The sequence below is a fragment of the Enterobacter sp. SES19 genome (genome assembly GCF_011765665.1).
Lineage (GTDB): Bacteria > Pseudomonadota > Gammaproteobacteria > Enterobacterales > Enterobacteriaceae > Enterobacter > Enterobacter pseudoroggenkampii.
Window position 1 is genome coordinate 3,412,630 of the sequence record NZ_CP050320.1, and the last position, 21,850, is coordinate 3,434,479.

17 protein-coding genes and 1 tRNA gene are annotated in these 21,850 nt (G+C 50.9%); 2 read left to right on the forward strand and 16 right to left on the reverse strand.

Annotated features, from left to right (window positions below):
- Positions 1-27: 27 nt before the first annotated feature.
- Positions 28-780, reverse strand: a complete 753-nt coding sequence (mlaA, locus tag GXP72_RS16225; protein ID WP_024907657.1) for a phospholipid-binding lipoprotein MlaA — start codon at positions 778-780, stop codon at positions 28-30.
- Between the two features lie 316 nt (positions 781-1,096).
- Here mlaA and GXP72_RS16230 point away from each other — a divergent pair, with 316 nt between their 5' ends.
- Together GXP72_RS16230 and GXP72_RS16235 are read left to right on the forward strand one after the other, a co-directional pair.
- Entirely contained in the window at positions 1,097-2,026 is a 930-nt protein-coding gene (locus tag GXP72_RS16230; protein ID WP_032646643.1) for a formate/nitrite transporter family protein, read from the forward strand.
- Positions 2,027-2,101: 75 nt separating this feature from the next.
- A tRNA-Arg gene (locus tag GXP72_RS16235) sits at positions 2,102-2,173 on the forward strand.
- A 49-nt stretch (positions 2,174-2,222) separates the two neighbouring features.
- Here the strand turns inward: GXP72_RS16235 and GXP72_RS16240 are convergent.
- The 15 genes from GXP72_RS16240 to vgrG all read right to left on the reverse strand — a co-directional run bounded on the left by GXP72_RS16240 (position 2,223) and on the right by vgrG (position 21,804).
- Complete coding sequence (locus GXP72_RS16240) at positions 2,223-3,554, reverse strand: VasL domain-containing protein (protein WP_090419995.1); 1,332 nt, start codon at positions 3,552-3,554, stop codon at positions 2,223-2,225.
- Positions 3,555-3,645: 91 nt separating this feature from the next.
- Positions 3,646-4,116 (reverse strand): hypothetical protein, encoded by a 471-nt coding sequence (locus tag GXP72_RS16245; RefSeq protein ID WP_208763117.1) that lies wholly within the window; start codon positions 4,114-4,116, stop codon positions 3,646-3,648.
- A 14-nt stretch (positions 4,117-4,130) separates the two neighbouring features.
- Positions 4,131-4,583: a type VI secretion system baseplate subunit TssE gene (gene tssE, locus GXP72_RS16250; RefSeq protein WP_208763118.1), complete on the reverse strand. Its 453-nt coding sequence runs from the start codon at positions 4,581-4,583 to the stop codon at positions 4,131-4,133.
- Positions 4,576-5,112, reverse strand: coding sequence for a type VI secretion system lipoprotein TssJ (gene tssJ, locus GXP72_RS16255; RefSeq protein ID WP_198314009.1), 537 nt, complete (start codon positions 5,110-5,112; stop codon positions 4,576-4,578). Before tssJ ends, tssE begins: the two co-directional genes overlap by 8 nt.
- Positions 5,093-6,196, reverse strand: coding sequence for a type VI secretion system baseplate subunit TssG (gene tssG / locus GXP72_RS16260; protein WP_090420010.1), 1,104 nt, complete (start codon positions 6,194-6,196; stop codon positions 5,093-5,095). The genes tssJ and tssG overlap by 20 nt, the downstream gene beginning before the upstream one ends.
- Complete coding sequence (tssF, locus tag GXP72_RS16265) at positions 6,151-7,914, reverse strand: type VI secretion system baseplate subunit TssF (protein ID WP_061714702.1); 1,764 nt, start codon at positions 7,912-7,914, stop codon at positions 6,151-6,153. Before tssF ends, tssG begins: the two co-directional genes overlap by 46 nt.
- A 20-nt stretch (positions 7,915-7,934) precedes the next feature.
- Positions 7,935-9,530: a type VI secretion system protein TssA gene (gene tssA, locus GXP72_RS16270; RefSeq protein WP_024907649.1), complete on the reverse strand. Its 1,596-nt coding sequence runs from the start codon at positions 9,528-9,530 to the stop codon at positions 7,935-7,937.
- On the reverse strand, positions 9,530-12,952 hold the full coding sequence (locus GXP72_RS16275; protein WP_032645225.1) for an ImcF-related family protein: 3,423 nt from the start codon (positions 12,950-12,952) through the stop codon (positions 9,530-9,532). The genes tssA and GXP72_RS16275 overlap by 1 nt, the downstream gene beginning before the upstream one ends.
- A 21-nt stretch (positions 12,953-12,973) precedes the next feature.
- Positions 12,974-14,155, reverse strand: a complete 1,182-nt coding sequence (locus GXP72_RS16280) for a hypothetical protein (protein WP_061714699.1) — start codon at positions 14,153-14,155, stop codon at positions 12,974-12,976.
- A 2-nt stretch (positions 14,156-14,157) separates the two neighbouring features.
- A complete protein-coding gene (locus tag GXP72_RS16285; RefSeq protein ID WP_071994475.1) occupies positions 14,158-14,415 on the reverse strand; it encodes a PAAR domain-containing protein in 258 nt (85 codons plus the stop codon).
- Between the two features lie 147 nt (positions 14,416-14,562).
- Positions 14,563-14,958: a hypothetical protein gene (locus tag GXP72_RS16290; protein WP_024907646.1), complete on the reverse strand. Its 396-nt coding sequence runs from the start codon at positions 14,956-14,958 to the stop codon at positions 14,563-14,565.
- Between the two features lie 70 nt (positions 14,959-15,028).
- Positions 15,029-16,000 (reverse strand): SUMF1/EgtB/PvdO family nonheme iron enzyme, encoded by a 972-nt coding sequence (locus GXP72_RS16295; protein ID WP_244319926.1) that lies wholly within the window; start codon positions 15,998-16,000, stop codon positions 15,029-15,031.
- Complete coding sequence (locus GXP72_RS16300) at positions 15,997-16,968, reverse strand: SUMF1/EgtB/PvdO family nonheme iron enzyme (RefSeq protein WP_208763119.1); 972 nt, start codon at positions 16,966-16,968, stop codon at positions 15,997-15,999. The genes GXP72_RS16295 and GXP72_RS16300 overlap by 4 nt, the downstream gene beginning before the upstream one ends.
- Positions 16,968-19,280: a hypothetical protein gene (locus GXP72_RS16305; protein ID WP_024907643.1), complete on the reverse strand. Its 2,313-nt coding sequence runs from the start codon at positions 19,278-19,280 to the stop codon at positions 16,968-16,970. Before GXP72_RS16305 ends, GXP72_RS16300 begins: the two co-directional genes overlap by 1 nt.
- Before the next feature lie 13 nt (positions 19,281-19,293).
- On the reverse strand, positions 19,294-21,804 hold the full coding sequence (gene vgrG / locus GXP72_RS16310) for a type VI secretion system tip protein VgrG (RefSeq protein ID WP_090420018.1): 2,511 nt from the start codon (positions 21,802-21,804) through the stop codon (positions 19,294-19,296).
- Between the last annotated feature and the right edge of the window lie 46 nt (positions 21,805-21,850).

Genomic DNA, 21,850 nt, shown 5'->3' on the forward strand with positions numbered 1-21,850 from the left:
AAGGTGAGCATTGCTCACCTTTTTTATTTACTGTGAATCGATATCTTTTAGTTCGTTTTCGATAGCCTTCGCGTTTGGATTCTCTTCCGGCTTCAGCTTACCGCCGTTGGCGATAAAGTCATGATTCTGGAAGTACGCTTCACGCACCATAATGTACGGGTCAGAAGACTGGCGCAGCAGACCATCAGAGTCGAGCAGTTGCGCACGGGTTTCAATCCCTTCCACCGTCCATTTACCCACAGAAAGCGGCCAGGTCAGCCACGACAGAACCGGATATAGCGTATCGACCATATCGCCGCCGTCATCACGCACGGTGAAGCTGCCATAGAACGGCAGATGAACGTAAGGACCGTAACCAACGCCATAATGCCCCAGCGTACTACCAAAACGGTGCGGCTGTTCACGCTGCAGTTTCGGGTTCGCCATACCTGCGACATCAATAAAGCCGCCCATCCCCAGAATGGAGTTCAGGAAGAAGCGGGTAAAGTGCACCATCCCCTGATACGGATCGCCCTGCAGGAAATAGTTCACCATTACCGCAGGCTCTTCGAGGTTGCTGGTAAAGTTACTTAATCCGTTACGCGCGGGCTGTGGAACATAATCGCGCCATGCTACTGCCACCGGGCGAACCACATACGGGTCCAGCACGTTGTAGTTGAAGCTATACATTGAGCGGTTAAATCCTTCGAGAGGATCGGAGCGTCCCGTTTGCTCACCGGAGCTGGCGCAGCCCACAAGCATCGTCGCGCCCAGCGCAAGCGCCGACAGCCGAAGTTTCATAAATATCTCCCTGTTCAGTATGGCTATCGTTGATTGCCATCCGTAACGGAGCCGTTGACGCTCCGTCTGTAAACGTGCAAGCGATTGTAACAGCACGTTTACCGATGTCTATGAGCACAATTACGGGCAGTAACCACCGTGACTCTGATCTCAGCATAGCCTGGCTTTTGGAATTCGTTTCGCTGGCAATTTTATAATGTCTTTTGAAAGAGATGTATCACCTTTGTTGCCATTGCCGCCAATTTAAGAGCATCCCCACAGGCATTCCGATAAAAGCCGCTACGCTTAACAAAAAGATCAACCTCCGGGAGCAAATATGAAAGACGTGGGCGAAGAAAAAATTGGCGAGAACAGTGAGGAACTTGAAATTGAAAGCGAGGAGAAAGCGCGCGGCGAGAAGATAGAAATTGATGAAGATCGCCTCCCCTCCCGCGCGATGGCCATCCACGAACATATACGCCAGGATGGTGAAAAGGAGATGGAGCGCGACGCGATGGCCCTCTTCTGGTCAGCCATCGCTGCCGGGCTCTCAATGGGCGCATCTCTGCTTGCGAAAGGGATATTTCATGTGCAGCTGGAGGGTGTACCCGGCGGATTTTTACTGGAGAACCTCGGCTATACCTTCGGCTTTATTATTGTCATCATGGCCCGCCAGCAGCTGTTTACCGAAAACACGGTGACCGCCGTTCTGCCTGTAATGCAAAACCCCACCCTCGGCAATTTCGGTTTATTGATGCGTCTGTGGAGCGTCGTCCTGCTGGGTAATATCATCGGCACGGGCATCGCGGCCTGGGCGTTTGAACACATGCCGATCTTTGATGAACCCACCCGGGACGCGTTTGTGAAAATTGGCATGGATGTGATGAAAAACACGCCGGTGGAGATGTTCTCGAATGCCATCATCTCCGGCTGGATCATTGCCACAATGGTCTGGATGTTTCCTTCAGCGGGGAGCGCCAAAATTGTGGTGATCATACTGATGACCTGGCTGATTGCGCTCGCGGACACCACGCATATCGTGGTCGGTACCGTTGAAATACTGTATCTGGTCTTCAACGGTACGCTTCACTGGAGCGATTTTTTCTGGCCGTTCGCCCTTCCGACGCTGGCAGGAAACATCTGCGGCGGAACGTTTATCTTCGCGCTGTTAAGCCATGCTCAAATCCGTAACGATATGTCGAACAAACGCAAAGCCGAGCTTAAGGCACGGGAAAATGATGATAAATCGACAAAAAAACCGACCTGAATGGTGACTCTTTGAGCAGTCAGGCGGCGATGCGCTTAACGCACAGTGTAAATAAGGCTATACTCGTGCCGCCTCGTCCCCTTAGTTAAATGGATATAACGAGCCCCTCCTAAGGGCTAGTTGCAGGTTCGATTCCTGCAGGGGACACTTTGACTTCCACGCGTTGTTGAACAAATTCGCCTGTCCACCGCAGAATTCACTGCGACGAAGAATCCCTTTTTATTTGAGCGTAACGCGTTGCCAGCTGTTTAAGACGCAACTCCAGCTGGGTCTTTTCGGCTTCAGGAAGCACACCTCCTGCGGGATGCTGTGACAGGCGTCTGAGTTGTTCTTCAGCCGGTATTGTTTGGTTAAATGACTGTATAGTCGAAAAAACCACCGATTTAAGCTCACTCACCGTGATGTATTTTCCTTTCTGTTCATCCAGACTACTCAGCCGGTGGCTCAGTTGCTGAAGCTTCATCATTCCCTGATTCCAGCTGTTCATGGCTTCAACAGGCAACGCTGCCGCGTTAAATTTTTGCTGCCACTGCACGGCGAGCGGCTTCGCTTCCTCCGGCTGCAATGTCTGAAGTTGTGCTAACAGCTGAAGGCTGTAGGAAATATTCCAGTCAGGAGGCAGCTTCTCCAGTCGGGCAAGCTGCTGCTGCGTTTCTGTGATAAACGTGGACGGTAAAGTGCCTCGCTGTGCTAACGCCTCTTGCTGAGCAGGAGTAAGCACTCCAGGTAACGGCGCCAGCGAGGCAACAGCCTGAGTCGTTAAGGGATCGGGTCTGGACACAAAGCCCCCTCCCCACGCCACGGCGACGCAGACCACCAGCATAGAACACATCCCGGCGACAAAGGGCTTCCATGGTCTGACCGACCCGTGCGCTGTCGTAAGCCCCTCAGCATTAGGCTGGTTTTCCGGCTGCACAACATAGACCCATTTCACTTCGTCAAACGGCTCTGCCCTCTCCAGAGGTAATTCGCGACCGGGCATTATGCTCGCATTCAAATCTGATGCGTCATTACTGTTTTCCAACCGTTCGGCATTTGAACGTATCAACGTTCGTAACGTATCGAACTGGCTAAGGTGTTTGAGCTCAAGGCGCTGGAGCACCGCACTCAGCCGGGTAAGCAACGCTTCAGCACGATAAAGCTCACTAAGATGGCTGTTGTTGAGTGGAAGCATACGCATGCACTGCTGCAGGCGCTGGCTCAGGCTGCTCAGGATTTCCATACGAGCGTGTAGCGTCTTCGGCCAGAAAACGTGCCACTGGTGGCTAATAAGGGCCTCCAGAATCGCCAGCCCTTCGTTCAGACCAGTCAATCCAGACAGGTGAGTCCGGGCAAGGGTGTACCAGGCCGCAGTCTGCAACTCCACACCGTTTTGTTCAAACAGAGAGAGACAGCGTTTTTCGACATATTGCCAGTTCACATCCGGGCGAGCAGGATGCGTCAGCTTGCTGAGCTCATCGCGGAGGGCGGCGTAATCTGGCAGCGTGCGCGGGTCGCCGCCGGTTTTTAACGTTATATTTGTGGTCATCCTGGAGGGCCTGCATATCCGTGTGGTTAATTTCGTCAGTTGATGTGAAGGGCTATTTTGCGTTTAAAAGTGCAATGACTCAGAAATATCGCTATGGCAGCAGCGCTAAAATCAGACCGAAAAATACACCTTCATCAAATAGTTGTCCGGACCGGGATGAGGTATCAGGGGGAGTAAAGATCCAGCCATTTGCTTTCCCCACCCTCATGAACAGACGTCCTTGAGAAATCACCTTGTCCCCGGAATAGAAAGTCACCTCGACACAACCGGCGACGCCCTGTCCATACAGAAAGATCGGCATAAATTTGACCGCCCGGCTGTCATAGCGCAAAACGATACCGGAAATCTCAAAAGCCCCGCCCTCCACCAGCAGATCCGGAACGGATACGGTCAGTGGTTCCACTTTCAGTCCCGTATCCGTCAGCCACGCGTCCATTTGATCCTGAAGCTGGGCCATTCGCTGGCGAAACTCTGCAATATCAGCCTGACTCTTGCTGATAGCAGGAACAGGTGCAGGTTGGCGTGCCTGCAACTTCTTCAGGAACTGTGATTTTACGGACATGATGCTATGGGACCTTATATACGAAGAGTGGTGTCGAGATACTGCTGTTGTCTGAGATGCCTTAACAGGACCCGTCCTTCGGGCATAAATTCAGTCCCGTAGCGCACCAGGCCAATCCCTTTAAGTTCAGCATCAATGGCATAGCGCAGTTCACCGGGGACGTTCTGTTCCAGCAGGACAACGGTTATTTTTTTCAGGCGCGGTTCATACTTGAGCAGGACGGCAGACAAAGTGCCCATCAGCTCATGGGCCGTTCCCGGCATGCCCTGCAGGATTTTGGTCATATCCGGCAGGCCGTAGTCCGGCAGATGCGCCAGCGTGCCGGCACGATAGTTGAGGATACGCTGCATGTTATCGAGTACGGACAAAATGACCTGGTTCTGCTCGCTGACCTGATGCAGGTCGAGGCCGCCGGTGAAGTTGCCATAAAGTGTTTCATACAGTGAAGGACGGGATGACTCACTCATCTTTCAGCGCCTGCAGAGTCAGTCGATTGTTGCCCGCTTCAATCACCCGTGTCTTATCCGGATCAAGCTCATCGCGGCTCAATACTACACGCCAGGTGTTGTTTTCCTGGTCCGGTGACATAAACATCCCGGCCACTGCCACGTACTGCGCATCTTTTTCCATTGGCATATCAACCGTGACCGCCCCCCCCGGCTGCAACCTTATATCTTTCTCCGCCACGAGGTCTGCCTTGACGGCCTGGCTGTCGTCTTTAAACAATGACGGGTAGTCCGTGCTGTCAAAGGTATTGCGGTCTTTAAGCTGATAAATACGCACCACCGTCGACAGAGCGACACCTCCAGCATTGCTGTTCACGGCTTCACGGGCACGAATATCGAGATGCAGAATCTTCACCTGCTTATAAAAAATCGATTTAGTCACGGCGACAGTGCCGTCCGTAACACTCTGAGTAAGTCCACAGCCAGCCAGCATCAGCGTAATGCCTACAGCCAGCGTAACCAGAGGAAATTTACCAGCGGTAATCGCCATCTTCATCAGTCTCCTTGCGGTGAATGTTTTCCTGTACGCGCTCGTAGCGGCCAAGATTGATGGTTATTGTTTTTGGGTGTGATGTTGTCTTAGCCGCATTCAGCGGTCGCATCACGGCAGTGCGGCCCAGTTGCACTGCACCCGCTTTGGGTTGAGTGCTCATTATCGCGTCCGGCAGCAGTCTACGGTCGACACACAACTGCAGGCGGACATCCAGGCGAGAGCCAAGATAGACGTGCAATAGCGCCATTAGATCCGTGTAAAGCACCCCGCCGGGCAACCAACCCGGTACTTCCACAGGGTCTGTGGTGGTCAGACGCATCAGTACCTGGCTGTTCACATCGGTGGCATAACTGCCCATCACCGGGCGATGCGTCAGTGTGACAGGCTGGCTAACGCTCATTCTCAAAGGTTTCTTCAGCGGTACCCGACGCCTGTCGTGGTGCCAGATTTTCGCCTGCGTATTAGGTGCCAGAAGACGTACCAGTGAAGCCATGCCTTCCGCAGTACGTCCTGGCAACAACATCACCGGCAGCAGCGCCAGAAAGCGTGAGGCAGGCGCCGCTATACTTTCTGTGCAGCCGTCAATCCCAAGCCCAGCCAAACCCAGCAGATACTGTGAAGTTCTGTCCTTACCGCCTTCTTCAAACGTTGCCGGATACGAATATTTACGCCAGATACGGTAGTACTGAGCAATCAGCCGGTGGTTGAAGATATCGAGGAAGTCCGCGTTAGCTTCGTACCCTTCCCGTCGCTGAGCGATGTCATCGATATAGTGCGTCGGCAGCGGAGACTCCACGCCGTAGAGCCCCATAAAGGTGGTACGGATTGTGGGTGGAAGGTGCGGATGTTCCGGTAGCTCTGCTCCTTTGATTTCAGAGGCTGGGAACCCCATCCCCGCATGGGGTCGGAAACGAACCGGCTCATGTCGCACCTGCCAGGTGCTGCCGGTGACCGGTTTATCCGGCTGGCCCTGCTCCAGTAGCTGACAGAAACGGTAAAAATTCATGTACGGCAGCCGGTCGCCCAGTTGCGCTATCAGCCTGGCAGACGCGGACTGTGATTCTCTTTCCACCGGATGCATTTTCCTTCTGGCTGAACAATGAGGGTAAGCTGGTTGAACTGGTTCATATCGGCATACAGCGCAAAGAATCGGTTGAGCATTTCACCGAACAGGTGAATATCACCCTCACCGGTGAAGCCGTTGCTGTCGAGGGTTACCTCGATATCCAGCCCCCGCAGCAGGTAGCCCTGTTCAAAGCGTTGAAGGCGATGATGCTTTACATGCTGAATCGCCTCCAGACGCCGGGTGTTCATTTCATCTTCCTGCCAGTTATACAGGGCAAGCGTGCCGCGCAGCACTTCGGCGGTACTCATCATGTTCAGGAAACCGGATCCCAGGTGGCTCAGAACCCGCCAGTGAAAGCGGTCTTCAGAAGGCGGATAGACTGGCAGCGTTGGTTTGCAGAGGTTACGTACTGAAAGTTGCGTACTCACCACCTGCTCACAGCGGTCAAGCAGTGTGCTCTGTAATGCCCGGCGTGGTAACTGACCGTTGGTGCCGGTGATTTGCAGCGACACGGCCTCACGCTCAAACAGGCGGTCATCTTCCCACTGGTGCCCGCCAAGGATAAGCCAGGTGTCATAGAGCCCGGTCACGCTGCGCTTAACGCGGGTGTGGTAATAACGGGGGGGAGCATAACGGCGCATCATCCCGCCCTTGTGCCTGAAGCTGCTAAACGGAACATACTCCGCGTCATTGGTGCGGTTTGAGCCAGTGACTGAATCCACCGAATAAATCTCGGTATGTCCGTCCTGCAGACGTTTTGGACGCAGCAGGTATTCGTTTTCAAGCCCGGTGATGGTGAGCGGGTCAGCCTCCAGCGTAAACAGGTTAATCACCGGCACGCAGTGGAGGCGAACCGCATCATCAGTGACCGGTAGGTCAGATGACCATGGCGTACTGAACACCACTTCAACATCAAAATACTCAGCCCCCGCTGGCGGCGTGATGCCCTCAAGGCCGTTAAGGTGGACAAACATAAACTTGTCGCGGAAGGTGAAATACTCCAGCAGAAGCTGGTAGCCGCTGAACGCGGTATCGCCTTTCGGCCACAGGCAGTCTTCGTCACGAAAGCCGCCCGGTGAGAAATATCCGTCAAGCCGGATACGGTCAGTTTGACCAGGCAGGCGCATATAGAGTGCGGCCTGCCGTTTGGTCAGCATAAGGTGTAGCTGGCTGCTGACCGGTGCATCCGCCCCTAGATAGAGGCTCAGGTCACTGAGGTCCGCATGGGACCAGTCCGCCTGTGTGCTGCAGGCAAAGCGCATTCGCAGTAACGAGCGCCCGTCCGGCTCAGTGGTCATGGTCACCCGAGAGATATTCAGCGGGTTGAGCATCACATCGCGGGTTGTGCGGTAACGGCAGACCGTATTTTTCGGCCCCACCGGGCGGGAGTACACTTCCAGCCCCGCGGGCATCACCTCTGCCATCTTAACGGTCTGAAGCGCAGGCGTGAACGCGACCACCGAGAGTGACGGAATGGTCCGCAGGTAATGTGGCCAGAGCATACTGACCAGTCCTTCAGTCAGCTCCGGCAGGTCGTCGTCAATCTTTTCGCGCAGCCGCCCCATAGAGAAAGCAAAGCCTTCAAACAGGCGCTCTACATACGGATCGGGTGTGCCGGCTTTATCCAGGTCCAGCATGGCTGCCCGGTCCGGATGGGTCTGGGCAAATTCTTTAGCCGCTTCACGGAGGTAGCGCATTTCCGCGTCGTAATAACGCAGAGTCAAATCTTCCATTTTTTTCTGCTCCTGTGCATTTAACCGCAAAGCACGGCACCACGTGCTGGATCGACAGCGATCAGCCCGGCAAGTAACTTGTCCATTAACGGTGTAAGTCGTGCCTTATCAGCCTCACTGCGGCCGGCTTTCAGGCGCAGGAGTTTCAGATGACGGGCCTGTACCTCGAACAGCAGCTCAGGCTCCCAGTTGCTGAGAGTCACGTCTCTGGCGCGATCACCCAGTTCAGCAAACAGATGCATCGCCAGCTCATTTTTACCGTACTGCTCAGCAATGCGGCCCATCAGCAGACGTAACAGCCACTTCTGGCGATCGGTGGTCACACCCGGGCGCTTCTGTAGCCAGGCCAGCGCAGTATCCGGGCCTTCACTGTCCGCCAGCACCACGGCTTCTGGCTCCAGCGCCAGAATGTCATCATTGCTGGCAGACATCTGAGCGGATGGGGTGTCATTGCCCCACCCGCCAGTTGTGTCCATCACGCTTTGCTGGATCCAGTTCAGCGTTACTTCATCCGCAAATGGCGTTCCGTCACTGAACGCGAGCGTTTCCAGACCGGACAGACGGGTGAGCAACCCTTTCAGGTCAGCGGCAATAATGCCAGCCAGAGTGTCCTGACCTGATTTCGTCAGGGCCTGGTGGATGTACCACTGCAAATCCAGCCAAAGGTGATTAGCACCGCGGGAAAAGGCGCTATCTGCCGTTTCAAGCATCTCTACCCAGTTCTGCTGCAGATAGAGACGTTTAAGTAACGCGCGCTGGTCTGCTCTTGGCGGTTCGATGCGGGTACGGCCCTGCGCATCCGGGGCCGGAATTGCCCGCAGAGTATCGTGACGCAGGCTCTTCATCAGATGGTGTGCGGACAGCCACCCGTCCGGCTGTTCGCGCAGATATTCGGCGAGCGTGCGGGCCTGTGCCAGCAAATCCTGACCGGAGGTGATACGTCCGATGACCGGGGCATCGTAGTGGCTAGCAGTCGCAGGGGTTTCGCAGGCACTGGCGTTCTGCGGCACAACCGCATCCACACCACCCGCTTTCTGCAAGCGGCTTTCAAGAGCACCATACAGCGTATTGAGTTCCGGTCGGATTTCATCCGGCTCATTTTCCGTCAGTTGCTCTATCAACAGCAGTGCCCCGGTGGTACGTATCGCATCGTTCCTGACCACTTCGGGGTACAGGGAAAGAGAGTCAGTCATTCGCGATCCCGCCAGCCATTCCAGTGCCGCCTTACGGCTGCGCTCACGCTGTGGATGCAGTTGTGTACCAAAGCGCTCCAGCAGGCCGCACAGCAGTTCAAGACCTTCAGCGAGCCCCTGCTCACCTTCGCGGTGCAGCTTTGCCCAGCAGTAGTAGGTGGCCACACGGATATCTTTGGCGGTCGTGGTCAGAAGCTTCTCTGCAAGCTGGCAGATAAGTTCGGTATCTGCACCTGAGAGTTTGTTGACCTCCTCGCGCATCTGCTGAAAGTCATCGTCATAACCCGGGTCGTCACCCTGAGGAGATGGACCGGACAGCGGCTGCAGCCAGCTATCCCAGAGCCTAACCCGCTCACGGGTGGTCGCAAGGAGTGGTTCCTGCTCAGTCTGGCAGGCGCGGAGTAAAGCGTTGAGCGTGCTCATCAATATACGTCCTCTGTATCATTGCTTGCGCTGGCGACCTGGTCTGATGCTGCCACGCCTTTCGTGCTGAAGATGGTCTCTGGCAGGCGGAAATTACGCAGTTTCAGCAGCGCCAGAGGACCCTCTCCCGCTTCGGTACGCAGGGTGTAATTGAGTGTTCGACCGTCCTGCGCCGTCCAGCTCAGACTGTAGCTGCTACCCACGCCCGAATAAGCACTGACGGCAGCTTTGTCGAGCAGTCGTATCCAGCCCCAGGCGCCTGGAATATCCGCATACTGACGGGTGCCTGCCTGGGTGCTTATCCAGCTCAGGTTCGCACCAGGAGCCTCAGTATCCGCAGGCCAGGTGAAGCGCTTCCAGGCTGGCATCTGGTTAACGTATATCAGCTTCTGGCTGTCGATAATCATGGTGGTCTGCATCACGCCATCGGCAGTACCTGGACGTAGTTCGAAGTTCATCCCTGCATTGCCTTCGGTGAAGGCCACATCGGAGATATGACTCAGGGTGTTAATGGCATTGAGGAACTCTGGGTTAAAGGCCAGCCCCTGCGAGTTGATGCTGTCCGGCACCCAGTGGTTTCCTTCTTTGTGCAGCACGCCTTTGAGACGGGTCTGCAGGAACTGAGCGATACGCCCGGAATCCGCGTTGAGGTATTTGGCCAGCAGCGGCAACGAGACATCACTACTTGAGTTGTTAAACGGATAGCGGCTACCAAAGGCACTGTTCCACTCAGCCACTACCGCCTGCTGCCACTGGGCATTGAGGCTGTTGGCCGCAGGGGTCAGCACCTGCTGCCAGGCCTGCTCCATTGGATTCACAAACACCGTTCGGCCAAAGCCGCTCCACTCCTGCCCCAGACCGGCGGCAATCAGGCTGCCGTAGTCGCGGGTTTCGGTGAGGTCCACAGCTTTACCCTGAAATACGGTCTGGGCAATGGTCTGGGTCATCGCCTGCGGGTCGGCGGCATTGGTCACCTGCTGCAGACGCAGACGCACCTGCGTCACACGTGTCAGATACGACTGCAGACTCTGCTCTTGTGCTCCCGTGCGGCTTTTATCCATCAGTGCCAGGACCGGGCCAAAGGTCGCATCAAGCGGGCCATGAACACCGGCACTTTGGTCAATGGCATCTTTGTTGTCGCCACCCAGCAGATTTTTGGCTGATTTCACCAGTGAATCTGATATCGCTTCGCCTGTCTGTCCGGTACGCCCCTGAACATTCAGAGTGTTCATCAGCGCCACCAGAGGCGACTGACGCACGTCGGCCATCAGGGTCAACTGGTCAATGGAGTCCGACAGCGTGGTGGCCTGGTTCCAGCGCAGGCTGTTGAGGAATTCCAGCCAGGCGCCGCCAAAATCGGCAAAATAACGCTCCGTCAGGCGATTTTTAAGTGCTTCCGGGGAGATTTCATCCTGCTTATTGACCGGACGTTTGCTGTCAGTCAGCACCCAGTCGAGCTCGTCCCGGCGCGCCTTCACCACCTTCTCGATGGCGGGCTGAACGGCCTGCTCCCAGGCCTGACGGGTAAACATGCCAGGTACAATTTCGGTGGTGCTGAACAGGCGGGCAGCATCGGTATCACCTGTCATATCTTCAAGACGCATATCCACATACAGATGTGCCACCTGTGAAAGCATTTTCTGGTACAGAGTCGATTCGCTATTACGCACCCCCATCAGGCGAACCAGCAGGGAACGCGCCTGGCTGACCATGTTTTCATCAGCTCGCAGTTTCCACTCAGCATGTGTGACCAGTTGTGCACCATAAAACGACAGCAGCGACGGGGCCACGCCTAGCCAGATACCGTCCTTCACACCGTCACGCTTCAGCCAGTCCTGAAGCAGCACCGTGCTAAACCAGGCACCATCCATATGCTCAGGACGCGCCAGCATCAGGTAAAGTTTCAGCTGGTCATAGGTCGCTTTTGCCCTCTGCTCGCGCAGCGGGCTATCCGGAGGCAGCGCGTTAAAGGCACTGACCTGCTTCTGCAGATGGTCTGCAGCCGCATCCCGCAACAGCGGCAACGCGCTGTCCTGATAGCGTGGCCAGAGTGCGGCCAGCAGGGCGTTATTCTGGCTCAGCCCGGCCTTTTCATACCACGGCACGCCATGCTCAGAGCGGTACTGCAGACGGGCCATGGTTTTCTGAAGTTCAGACAGCGCGTGCAGGCGCTGCTCCAGCGGCTGATTCTGTAGGGCGGCAAGTGCGGTCTGGGCATTCGCACCTGCAATCTGGCTGCGGTTGGTGACATACGCGATGCCCATCCACATAACCCAGCTCACCATCGTGAGCGCAGCAGCAGATGCCATTACCTTGCGCCATGGAATACCGGGCTTGCGAGGACGCAGCCCGTCAGGAAGCGTCCGGACTGATTCAGGCAGAACATTCCAGCGCTTATCCATGCCCCAGTGGTGCGGCACAGTGCGTTCTGCACCGGCTGAAGGCTGACTGAACACCACACCGGCCAGCGGCAGCGGGCGATACGGATTGAGCATCACCGACAGCGGTGCGGTCACGCTTTCCGGCTCACGAATGAGCTGATCGGCAAGGGACAGCAGGAAGTTATGCCTTACCTTGTCACAGGTCTGCTGCACACCCTGTGAGGTCAATGCCGGCGTCAGTGCCGCGAGTTGGTCAGCCAGCGCTTCCAGACTGCATCCGGCGGGCAGCAGACAACCTGTCGCCTGCACGATGCGGCCTTCCGGCTTACCGGCGCGCGGATGTAGGGACCAGACGTACAGGGGGAGTTTCCAGCCAAGCGCATCCATGCGGTTACTGATGGCATGAGACAGGGAATCCATGATGCTTTCAGAGGGAACCGGTAACGGTTGCTCCAACCCCGGCGCTAAAAGCCTATCAAATGCTGAGGTGACCCACACCATGCCATCCACCGGACGGCGGCGCAGCTTACGCAGTGCGGTCAGCCAGACACTGTCGGCTGGGGTGTTGAGGTCACCGCCCCACAACAGCAACGTGCCGCGATCTTCCTGCCAGAGCTGGGTGGTGAGGCCGGGATTCAGTTGCTCAACTTCAGCCGCCGTACCGGTTATCAGGAGGATGCGCGTTTTGCGTCCCCAGCGACGGCCATAGAGGTTGCGCATAGCAAGGTGGAGAATATTAATCGTTTCACTGCATTTTCCTTGCTCCGCACGCGATATGTGTTCCGTTTGATGACTTTTCCCGGTTAATTCACGAAGCTGTTTCATAAAACTTAAAGAAATAAACCATTGCCACAATCGGACAAATAAATCATCACAGAGTAAAATGAACAAACATAAGCCCGAGACAGCCAGGGAAGCCGCCATTTTTTTCTCTGGAGAACGAAGATAAACAAAGGGATTTTCAGTCCATATCAGTCCACCGCCTATAGCCGCAATGAGCAGTACGACTAGCCAGGTACTGAGGCGTTTTTTCTTTTTCACATCACTATCCTTTGCGTAGCATTATGCAGGGCGGACAATAGCCATTTGGGTAGTTCGAGCGCCAACAAGTAACCACTGAGGCAAACCCGAAGTAACAGCATGTTCGCAAGCGCAAATCAGCGTTATATTGCCCACTGCAGCAGCTGGCCTGCCAAAGGCATCATCCAGAACCTGCTCCCCTTTTTTAGCAGTTAAAAATCCCCACTTGTCCATCATCTGAAGAACAACGGACAGTGCATCGTTTTTCACCTGGGCCCGCCAGAAATACCAGGGTAATCCAGAAGTTACTTTTCCCCAATTTGCAGTATCCGCAACACTATTTTCGGCATCTCCCACAACAACTGGGCGGTGTATCCACGCTTGCGGTTTAATATGCAGCCGCTCCATGCACAAAGGAGAAGCCAGCAATAAAGCGGATACCGATTCCGCCTGTCGATCGCGGGCCAGCAGAAATAAATTGATTTCAACGGAAAGGAGCAGCGTATCATCCTGTTTGTCGAGCCACTCATCTACCCACATCAATCCATTGTTTTCGGTACTGATGGTAATGTCGTTAACAGCATGTAATTCAGGAAAAGCTCTTCGCCAGGTAGTGAAAATTTGCTCATCTTTCAACACGCCATCATGATGAAGGCGAACAACGAAGTTACCGGTGAATTTTGCTATCTCTCCGTGTAACTGCTGGCTAACGCGGGTCAGTACCACATCCAGGAAGGACAGATACTCGGCTTCATTACGTACTTTCGATGCCGTATGGAGTGAGGCCGAAGTCAGCGTGGACTGAAGAGATGGATAATAGTTTGTCTGAAGTGCATTTGATCCCTGCAAAAGTGCTGCAGCAAGTTTGTTACTGGCAACAGGCGTGGTATAGCTCATCCCAAGCACTCCAACGGCTTGCTGCCCCAATAAAACTTGTTCATTATGCTGCTTTTGGTGTAAATGATTCCACCACATCACGCGATCTCGTTCGTTCTCATAGTGCCTTAATCTGGCAATATAACCGGCCATTCCCACCGAGAAAGGAATAAGAAGCGAACAAAACCAGAACCAGGCGGAATGCGTACTCAACCCTTTTGGCCAAAAAGAAAGCACCAATAAGGCTCCCGCAATCAGGATAATAACAATCGCTAGAACCCAGCGAGACTTACTCGGAGGAACGGGTAATGGCTCTGCCTTCGGGATCTGTTTAAGATCAACTGGCATAATTAACGTTTTCCGGCAACAAGTAATGAAGAAATGAGCGTACAACCACAGCCGCAGCGATGGCCATGTAATGCAACAGGTCTGCCATTAATTTTTGAACCTTCATCGCCCTCTGCAATAAACGTTTGACCATGCATAGGGCAGGTTACTTTATCCATCAGACAAGCAACCTCTAACCCCATAAATTTCACACCGGAACTTCCTTCAATTACAGTGCCACCGTGAGTCGTTTTATCATTAATTCGAATTACACCCTGCATAATTATTCCTTTAAACCAGATAATACATAGCCCCGAGTAACACCATCGCGATAAAGATAAGCCAGAGAAATATGGAGCGATATTTATCCACCAAGCTTTTTTTGAGTTCCCAACCTGAGCCATTGACAATACTAAATACAGGACTCTTTATATCTGATGAACTAAATTTATAAGAATACTGTTCTCCAATCGCCCCATCTTTTTTATCCCCCAGGATTTTTCAAAACTAAATTCTTTGCGACTACCCCATTGAACTTGTTTTTTTAAACCCACTGCCTCAATGCTTAGTTCAGTTTCGATATCGGTTGATTTTTCTCTGTAACTCACTCTGTTCTTTGCTTCATTAAAAATCAATGTCAATTTGTATTGCTTCTTCAGGCCATCAACGCCGAATAACTCGATCCATTTCGCATCCACAATCTTCCATGAAGCAACTAGCTTATCTCCTTGCTCAATTACAGAAAACGGAATACCGCCATCCTGATTCAATTCCATAAGTCGACATTTTAATTCCGAAAGAGGAATAACTCGATCACTATTCATATCACCTCCTGTTATTATCGTTATAAATACCTGAAGTGTTTATAAATGAACATTAGTAAAAGTGAGTCAGTCATTCTTTTATTGGGTCAGGTGTATTAACTACACATCGAACCGTAGTGCTAACAGGATAAGGGTTATCTGTAATTCTGAAACCACGGTAAAATGTTAATCCTACATCACCGGTGGGGTCTGGGTTATTACCGCCACGCAATACTTTTCGGTATTGGCCTGTTCGCTCATCCTTAATAACAGGTTTCTCAGGCCCTTGCGGATTTTTTTTGTCGGCTACATTATAATAATTAGGATCATACCAATCCTTCACCCACTCATAACCGTTATCGGCCATGCCATAAAGTCCAAGAGGCGATGGAGGATATGCATTGACGGGAAAATGAACGGATGTGCTATTAATCCCGACCATATCCTCTACAGCCTGGCGATCCACATCCGTAGCATAATTTACTCCCTTCCCATTTTTTTTATTTTCTCGCCACACACCATCATCAGTTGCTACAAGAATATACTGACCACGGCTACGAGCAGAATATTCCCACTGAGCTTCAGTCGGGAGTGAAAAGGGTAAACCAGTTACCCTTCCCAACCAAACACAGTAATTATTGGCTTCAGTCCAATTCACTATGGCTGGACTATTTTTGAAATGATTCATTTCTGCCAATGTAGCATTCTTCCATTTTTTGTCGAATATTTGGGCAGGCAGATTATTAATTTTGAGGTAGAACTTATAGTCCTCATGGGTAACTTTAAATTTACTTATGGAAAAACTGCTCAATTCAATTTCATGAAGTGGTTTAGTATCTTTTTCTGAAGAGCAGTATGGGCCGTCTCCCCTCATTTTCTTGCAGAAATCGCCCATCCAGAAAGTCCCTCCTTTTACATAGACTAAATCCGCTTTAACACGGCTTAGATAGCGCTGAATCTCTGCTTGTTCTTGCGGGGTATGTTTTATTGAGTTCGTTGAATCATCACAACCGCAAATAATAAGAACCAATAAAATACTCCATTGCTTTTTTATATTTTTCAATTTACAGGCTCCGCATTATTAACCACGCATCGGACTGTTGTGCCATCAGGGTAATCACTATCTGGAATATTATAACCGCGGAAAAAAGTCAGACCAACATCGCCAGTAGGATCCGGATGATCTCCTCCGCGCCGCACCTTCCAGTACTGCCCGGTATCCTCATCTTTAACAACAGGTTTTTCTGGCCCCAGAGGATCTTTCCTTGGGGAGTGTTGATAATATTCAGGGTCATACCAATCCTTAACCCATTCATAACCATTATCTGCCATGCCATATAAACCGAATGAAGTTGGTGGATACTTATCAACTGGAAAAAACACAAGCAAACCATTTACCCCAAACCGTTCTTCAACTTTATTTCGGTCTTCATCAGTTGCATAGTTTTCTCCTTCTCCATTTTTCTCATTTTCTCGCCAAACCCCATCATCCGTTGCCACTAAAATATTCCTTCCACGGCTACGTGCGGCATATTCCCATTGGGCTTCAGTGGGGAGGGAAAAGGGTAATCCAGTTTCATATTTCAACCAATTACAGTAGTTATTTGCTTCATTCCAGGTTACTATAGCAGGACTATTATTAAAGTGCGTCATTTCAGCTAATATATCATTCCTCCATTTTTTTTCGAAACGCTTCTCTGGCAAACCTGCCATTTTTAGATAAAAATTATAGTCTTCATGTGTGATTTTAAATTTACCTATCGAATAACTACTGAGTTCTACTTCATGAAGTGGTTTTGTGTCTTTCTCTGGTGAGCAGTAGGGACCACCATCCCTCATTTTCTTGCAGAAATCGCCCATCCAGAAGGTACCCCCATGGACATAGACTAAATCCGCTTTAACACGGCTTAGATAGCGCTGAATCTCTGCTTTCTCTTGCGGTGTATGCTTTATTGCACTCGCTGAATTATCACAACAACTGACAAAAACCATTAAAATGAGACTATATTTACCCAGACGATTTTTTGACATTATTCATTTCTCTCCCATTTTTGGTTATACTGGGTATCTACAGGCACAAAATGACATAACGAGGAATAAAACGGGTTTTCGTCACAGTGTAAAAAATACTGTTTCGAACAGTTCGGTGAGAATGCATATCCGTAGGCAGGGCTATTTTTCAGGCGACTCATGACTTCATCAAAATCCCTCAGGTTTAACTTATCAATAATAGCCTCGAGTTCTTTATCCCGGTTGAATCCTATCTGTAAGAATATTGCTAAATCTTCCTGAGCTAGCTTGACGATTGCCTCTTCCTTGCCAGGGCGGACGCTTCCATCTTTTGTTATGCGTGTCAACACCTTCTTCCATTCCCGCTTCGTCTGAATGCTGGACAAAATATGTAATACAGCTTTCTTTCTATTTTTATTGGGGTCAGGTAAAAAACCATCCCCCTGATTATTGATATCTATACGGTCATATGCACCGTCACCCATAAGGATATATAGAGCAATACCCTTTGCCTCAGGAGAAAATAGATACACACTGCCAGGCTTAGCATTAATCACGTTCGCAAAATCATTACGCTCTGTTGATCTACGCTTGGCATCAGTTAGCTGCGTTGATATTTTATCAATAAAATCATTAAAATCCGACTTTATATCTTCAAATTCAGCAGAAATACTCTTATAATATTCCTCATAAATAGCTCGCCCCCCCATAATCAAAACATAAGATAACGCCATAAACGCTTCTTTAGTAATTATAGTCAAATGCTTATAATCAATGCCATATAACTGATAAATAACCCAGATAGCAAACTCAGGAAACAGTTCAGGCGTAATTTCACCTTCTACCTCGCCTTTCGCACCTGCGCCCAGACAGAGGCTACCTTTAATATGGAATCTGAACTTACCTTTTACGAAACGGACTTTAAATTCACCACTCAAACCTATGCCTAACTCCGCATCGCCCCCAAGAGTTAGCGAAGCGAAATCCTGAAATTCCCCCAGATACGCTCCTTTTTTCTTCTCTGACTGACTAATGGGAGGAAGAATTTCTTTTAGCGCCGGAGAATCCAGCCCAAAGGTATGCAACATATTCGGGAGTTCGTCAACCAGCGAATCGAAAGGCTTTAACCATTGCAAAGCCCCCCCCATGCTACCACCGACTTTTGCGCCACCAAAGGCTTCCCCTTTAAGTTCCAACCCTTTTGGGTTCTCTTTGCTGTCTTTAATTGTTACGCCTTCTTTTTTTCGGGTAGCGAAACGCGAACCAGGCGTTCGGTTTCCCATCAGCAACTGCTTATTACCAAACGTAACAAACTGCAGGTTGCCTTCCGCCTGCGCCGAGGCGCCTACATACCCCCTCAACTCCCCCTCAATCTTTGCTCTCAAAATCCCAATTTTCGCTTCCTTGGTATCACTTACCATAAATTTTAGTTCCCAGCCGACCCGATCTGGAACATAAATAGTTGAATTCACTTTGCCGCAAAAGACGGTCAAAGCCGCTTTCGCCTCGCCTTTAATATGTACATTCCCCGTATCCGGGTTCCAGGTATTCAACGTTGAGGCATTAGCCGTAAGCCTCAAGAATTGCGCGCCAGCAGAAACATCAATATAATTACCGTCTTTACTATATTCTTTATATTGATTATTCCATGCATTAGCCCATTCAGTCAGCGTAGCTTCATAGCTAATATCTCCACTGACCGTCATGGTGTTATCCATCATCTGCTTGATGGCATTTTGTGCAGCAACTAGCTTAGTTTTTAACGCACCGATATTGATTCCGGTAATATTGCCTTTATCATCCTTAGTAAAGATCGCATCACCGCTGAATGTATCAACCGAAAGAATAGTAAATTTGCTTTTAAGCGCGTCATAATCAGACTGTTTTATATAAGAGTAGCAACGTCCAAACATTCCTTTATTTAAGGGTTGAACAGGAATCATCTCAATCACGGGTTTATAACCCGTACTCTCATCAAATTCACCTAGTTCAGCCTGAAGATTTTTCGTTGCTTTGTCGAGAGCAGCTTCAGCCGTAGTGATCTTATCCTCATATCCAGGCAATTTATCTTTATTCGCAATATCTTTCAGATTATTACCATAATCCTCTATTGCCTGAGAATAATTGATCTTGGCCTTATGTTGTTTATCTATTACCTCGCTAAGCTTGCTCATCAGTTTTTCAAGCTCCGCGGCATCGCCCTCATCAATAAAAATTAACTCAAGCGTCTCTATGCGAAAATAACACTGACATGACTTGTGCAGAACAACTTTAACATTTTTTTCGACTTTACTTAAAGAATGTTCCGCAACGGGTGTTCCTTGTTTGTTCACTATCCCCCCCTGATTATTCAAAAAATAATTTGATTGCTTTAGGATCCACACCATAATGGGCCTGTGTATATCCATTCTCATCCGTGACGCCACGAATAACCTGTCCATCCTCTGTCTCGATCCGATAAGGAATGTACGGTTTAGGCTGATTATTAGCCTGATCTTTTATTTGGAATCCACCATTCATAGGATTATGAAACTCGGGATCACTCACCGTCACAGGAGAAAGAGCCTGTTCAAGCGACGCACTTCCCCCCCATAAGATAGACCCGCTTTTGAGATCTATTTTACCGGGAGCTCCGATTTCCACTGCGCCGTCTTTGATTTTTATATAGGCACCACCTTTACTAGTCAGGGTTATTCCCTGAGCCGCGTTCAACACAATCTCACTGCTGACGCTGTTGAGGTTCATTGCTTTGTCAGACTGAAGTCGCATGGCATCGGTTTGCGCCTGAATATCCACTTTGCCTCTTGCGGCGAATATCTTCATCCCCATCTTTTGGGCAAATAAGCTTATGGCTTCACCCGCAGCTACAGTGAGTTTTTTCATTATGCCCATATCCACATTCTCACCTGCAGTTGCAGTCAGCGTATGACCTGCAGAAATCTGGATATTTTTTGGTGTCACAAAACCAATACCGGCAGGCGCTGAAGCCAGTAGTCCAGCCCCTTTTAATTGCGCAAGAACCTTACCAAGCTGTTGTTGAGACCCCGTATCGGCTTCCATTGCTCCGGATGCTTTGGCGCTTTCTGCCAGGGAGGTCACCAGCTGTAGCGCGTCCTGTAACTGTGCAACAGCTGCATTCATATCCAACATTTTTCCCTGCGCTTTGGGTTGATCATCGGCGCTTATGAAAATTCCTTTTCCACCCCGGATACTCACCCAGTCATCCGTTCGCAACTCAGCGCCTTCACCGCGCAATGCCCTTTCTGCATTAACCAGGTGTCCTAAATTAAGCTGCGTCTTACCCCCGTACTCCGTGCTGAGCTTGATATGCTCCTCACCCCGCTTGTCCTCCATCCTCAGCTTGTTCAGGCCGGCTGTGCGGATAACATTGCGCGTGCTGTTGGCCTCAGTGACGTGGTCGACGTGGCGGGAGTCGTGCATGGCATGGGCAATATACGGCCGATCCGGATCGCCTTCATGGAAGGCAATGGCGACTTCAGTACCCTGGATCAACGGGAAGTGGAATCCGTATTTGTCCCCACCATAAGGCTTGGCAAAGCGCACTGGCATGCTTTCCATGCCCTGCTTTTTATCATCACGGTCGGCATCAAACTTCACCCGGTACATGCCGGATGCATCCTGCCAGGCGTAGATGTCGTTATCTTTGGCACTGGTCACACGCGCCATCAGGGTGCCGCTGACCACCGGACGCTTTTTCGCGGCTGGACGCCAGCATCGGTTCTCGTAGTACGGCATCGCTACCCATGTCACTTTCAAGGCATTCTTACGGCTGCCGTAGTAGCCAGTGCGGATAATAACAACACCATTCTCCGTTTCACGGGGTAGTGTCGGCGAGATAGCGGTTTCGGTAATGGTAAGAACCTGCGCCGGGCCCAGGGTGTGGTCCGTACTGCTGCCGGTCACTGTAGTCTGGGCGGACAAAAAACGTTCATGCTCCAGACGAGCCCAGAAGTTACCGGTTTCGGTTGCAGGGGTAATTTTGTCACCCCGCTCGAGGTGACGCGGACGATAGTGATACACATCACCATAAGTGATACCGTCACCGTCGCCCCGGGTCATGTCTGCCGGGACGGACGTCAGAATATTCTGCGCTTCGCGATGGTTATAGTCGCTGGCGGTGACCGAACGTTCCACCACGTTGTGCCAGACGTGGATATCCCACACCGAGTCAACGGCATTGTCATTGGTGCCCGAAGGGCTGTTAAGTGGCAGTTTTTTATCGAATGTCCAGGCGCTCTGCTTATCCGCAAAGTGCACCACTTCAGTCTGGGTATCCGGTTGAAGGGTGAAGAAGTAAAAAATCCCCACCTCAGCCAGCAGACGTTCGATAAACGCGAGGTCACTTTCCTGGTACTGATTTATCTGTTCCCGTTTTGGGTAGGTTTGTTTAAGCTTGAATTCATATTCCCACCCCTTCAAACCATGCTCACCAAGAATTTGCTCTACCACTTCAGGCACTGATTTGTTGACGAAGAAACGGTGAGTACGAAACTGCTTATCTAGTAAGGATATAAAAGGTTCCAGAATAATTTCATACGTAACCTGATCGCGTGAACCGGCCAGGCGTCGGAAATTTGTCACCACACCATGAACAATTTTACCGACAACAGAATCTAATAGTTTCCCCACCCCCATGCTCAGCGTAGCGGTTTTACTTAACATCATTTCAGCCGTAAGATCCGGATGTGAACTGGTAAAACGAATGGTGTAATGATAGAGAGCACTCATTTGTTCTAAACCATCAAAACGTTCCACATCCAATGGATAAGGGCAGGAAGGAATATCCAGTTTATAGCGATTAAGGATACCCTCTGTCATTTTAAATGTATTTTCCATTTCTATAATTCCTGTCCTGGGTTAGAATGATATTAAATAGAACCAA

Excerpts from the sequence above, each read along its gene's own strand:
- mlaA (WP_024907657.1), bottom strand. The coding sequence starts at position 780 with ATGAAACTTCGGCTGTCGGCGCTTGCGCTGGGCGCGACGATGCTTGTG.
- GXP72_RS16230 (WP_032646643.1), top strand. The coding sequence starts at position 1,097 with ATGAAAGACGTGGGCGAAGAAAAAATTGGCGAGAACAGTGAGGAACTT.
- GXP72_RS16240 (WP_090419995.1), bottom strand. The coding sequence starts at position 3,554 with ATGACCACAAATATAACGTTAAAAACCGGCGGCGACCCGCGCACGCTG.
- GXP72_RS16245 (WP_208763117.1), bottom strand. The coding sequence starts at position 4,116 with ATGTCCGTAAAATCACAGTTCCTGAAGAAGTTGCAGGCACGCCAACCT.
- tssE (WP_208763118.1), bottom strand. The coding sequence starts at position 4,583 with ATGAGTGAGTCATCCCGTCCTTCACTGTATGAAACACTTTATGGCAAC.
- tssJ (WP_198314009.1), bottom strand. The coding sequence starts at position 5,112 with ATGGCGATTACCGCTGGTAAATTTCCTCTGGTTACGCTGGCTGTAGGC.
- tssG (WP_090420010.1), bottom strand. The coding sequence starts at position 6,196 with ATGCATCCGGTGGAAAGAGAATCACAGTCCGCGTCTGCCAGGCTGATA.
- tssF (WP_061714702.1), bottom strand. The coding sequence starts at position 7,914 with ATGGAAGATTTGACTCTGCGTTATTACGACGCGGAAATGCGCTACCTC.
- tssA (WP_024907649.1), bottom strand. The coding sequence starts at position 9,530 with ATGAGCACGCTCAACGCTTTACTCCGCGCCTGCCAGACTGAGCAGGAA.
- GXP72_RS16280 (WP_061714699.1), bottom strand. The coding sequence starts at position 14,155 with ATGCCAGTTGATCTTAAACAGATCCCGAAGGCAGAGCCATTACCCGTT.
- GXP72_RS16285 (WP_071994475.1), bottom strand. The coding sequence starts at position 14,415 with ATGCAGGGTGTAATTCGAATTAATGATAAAACGACTCACGGTGGCACT.
- GXP72_RS16290 (WP_024907646.1), bottom strand. The coding sequence starts at position 14,958 with ATGAATAGTGATCGAGTTATTCCTCTTTCGGAATTAAAATGTCGACTT.
- GXP72_RS16300 (WP_208763119.1), bottom strand. The coding sequence starts at position 16,968 with ATGTCAAAAAATCGTCTGGGTAAATATAGTCTCATTTTAATGGTTTTT.
- vgrG (WP_090420018.1), bottom strand. The coding sequence starts at position 21,804 with ATGGAAAATACATTTAAAATGACAGAGGGTATCCTTAATCGCTATAAA.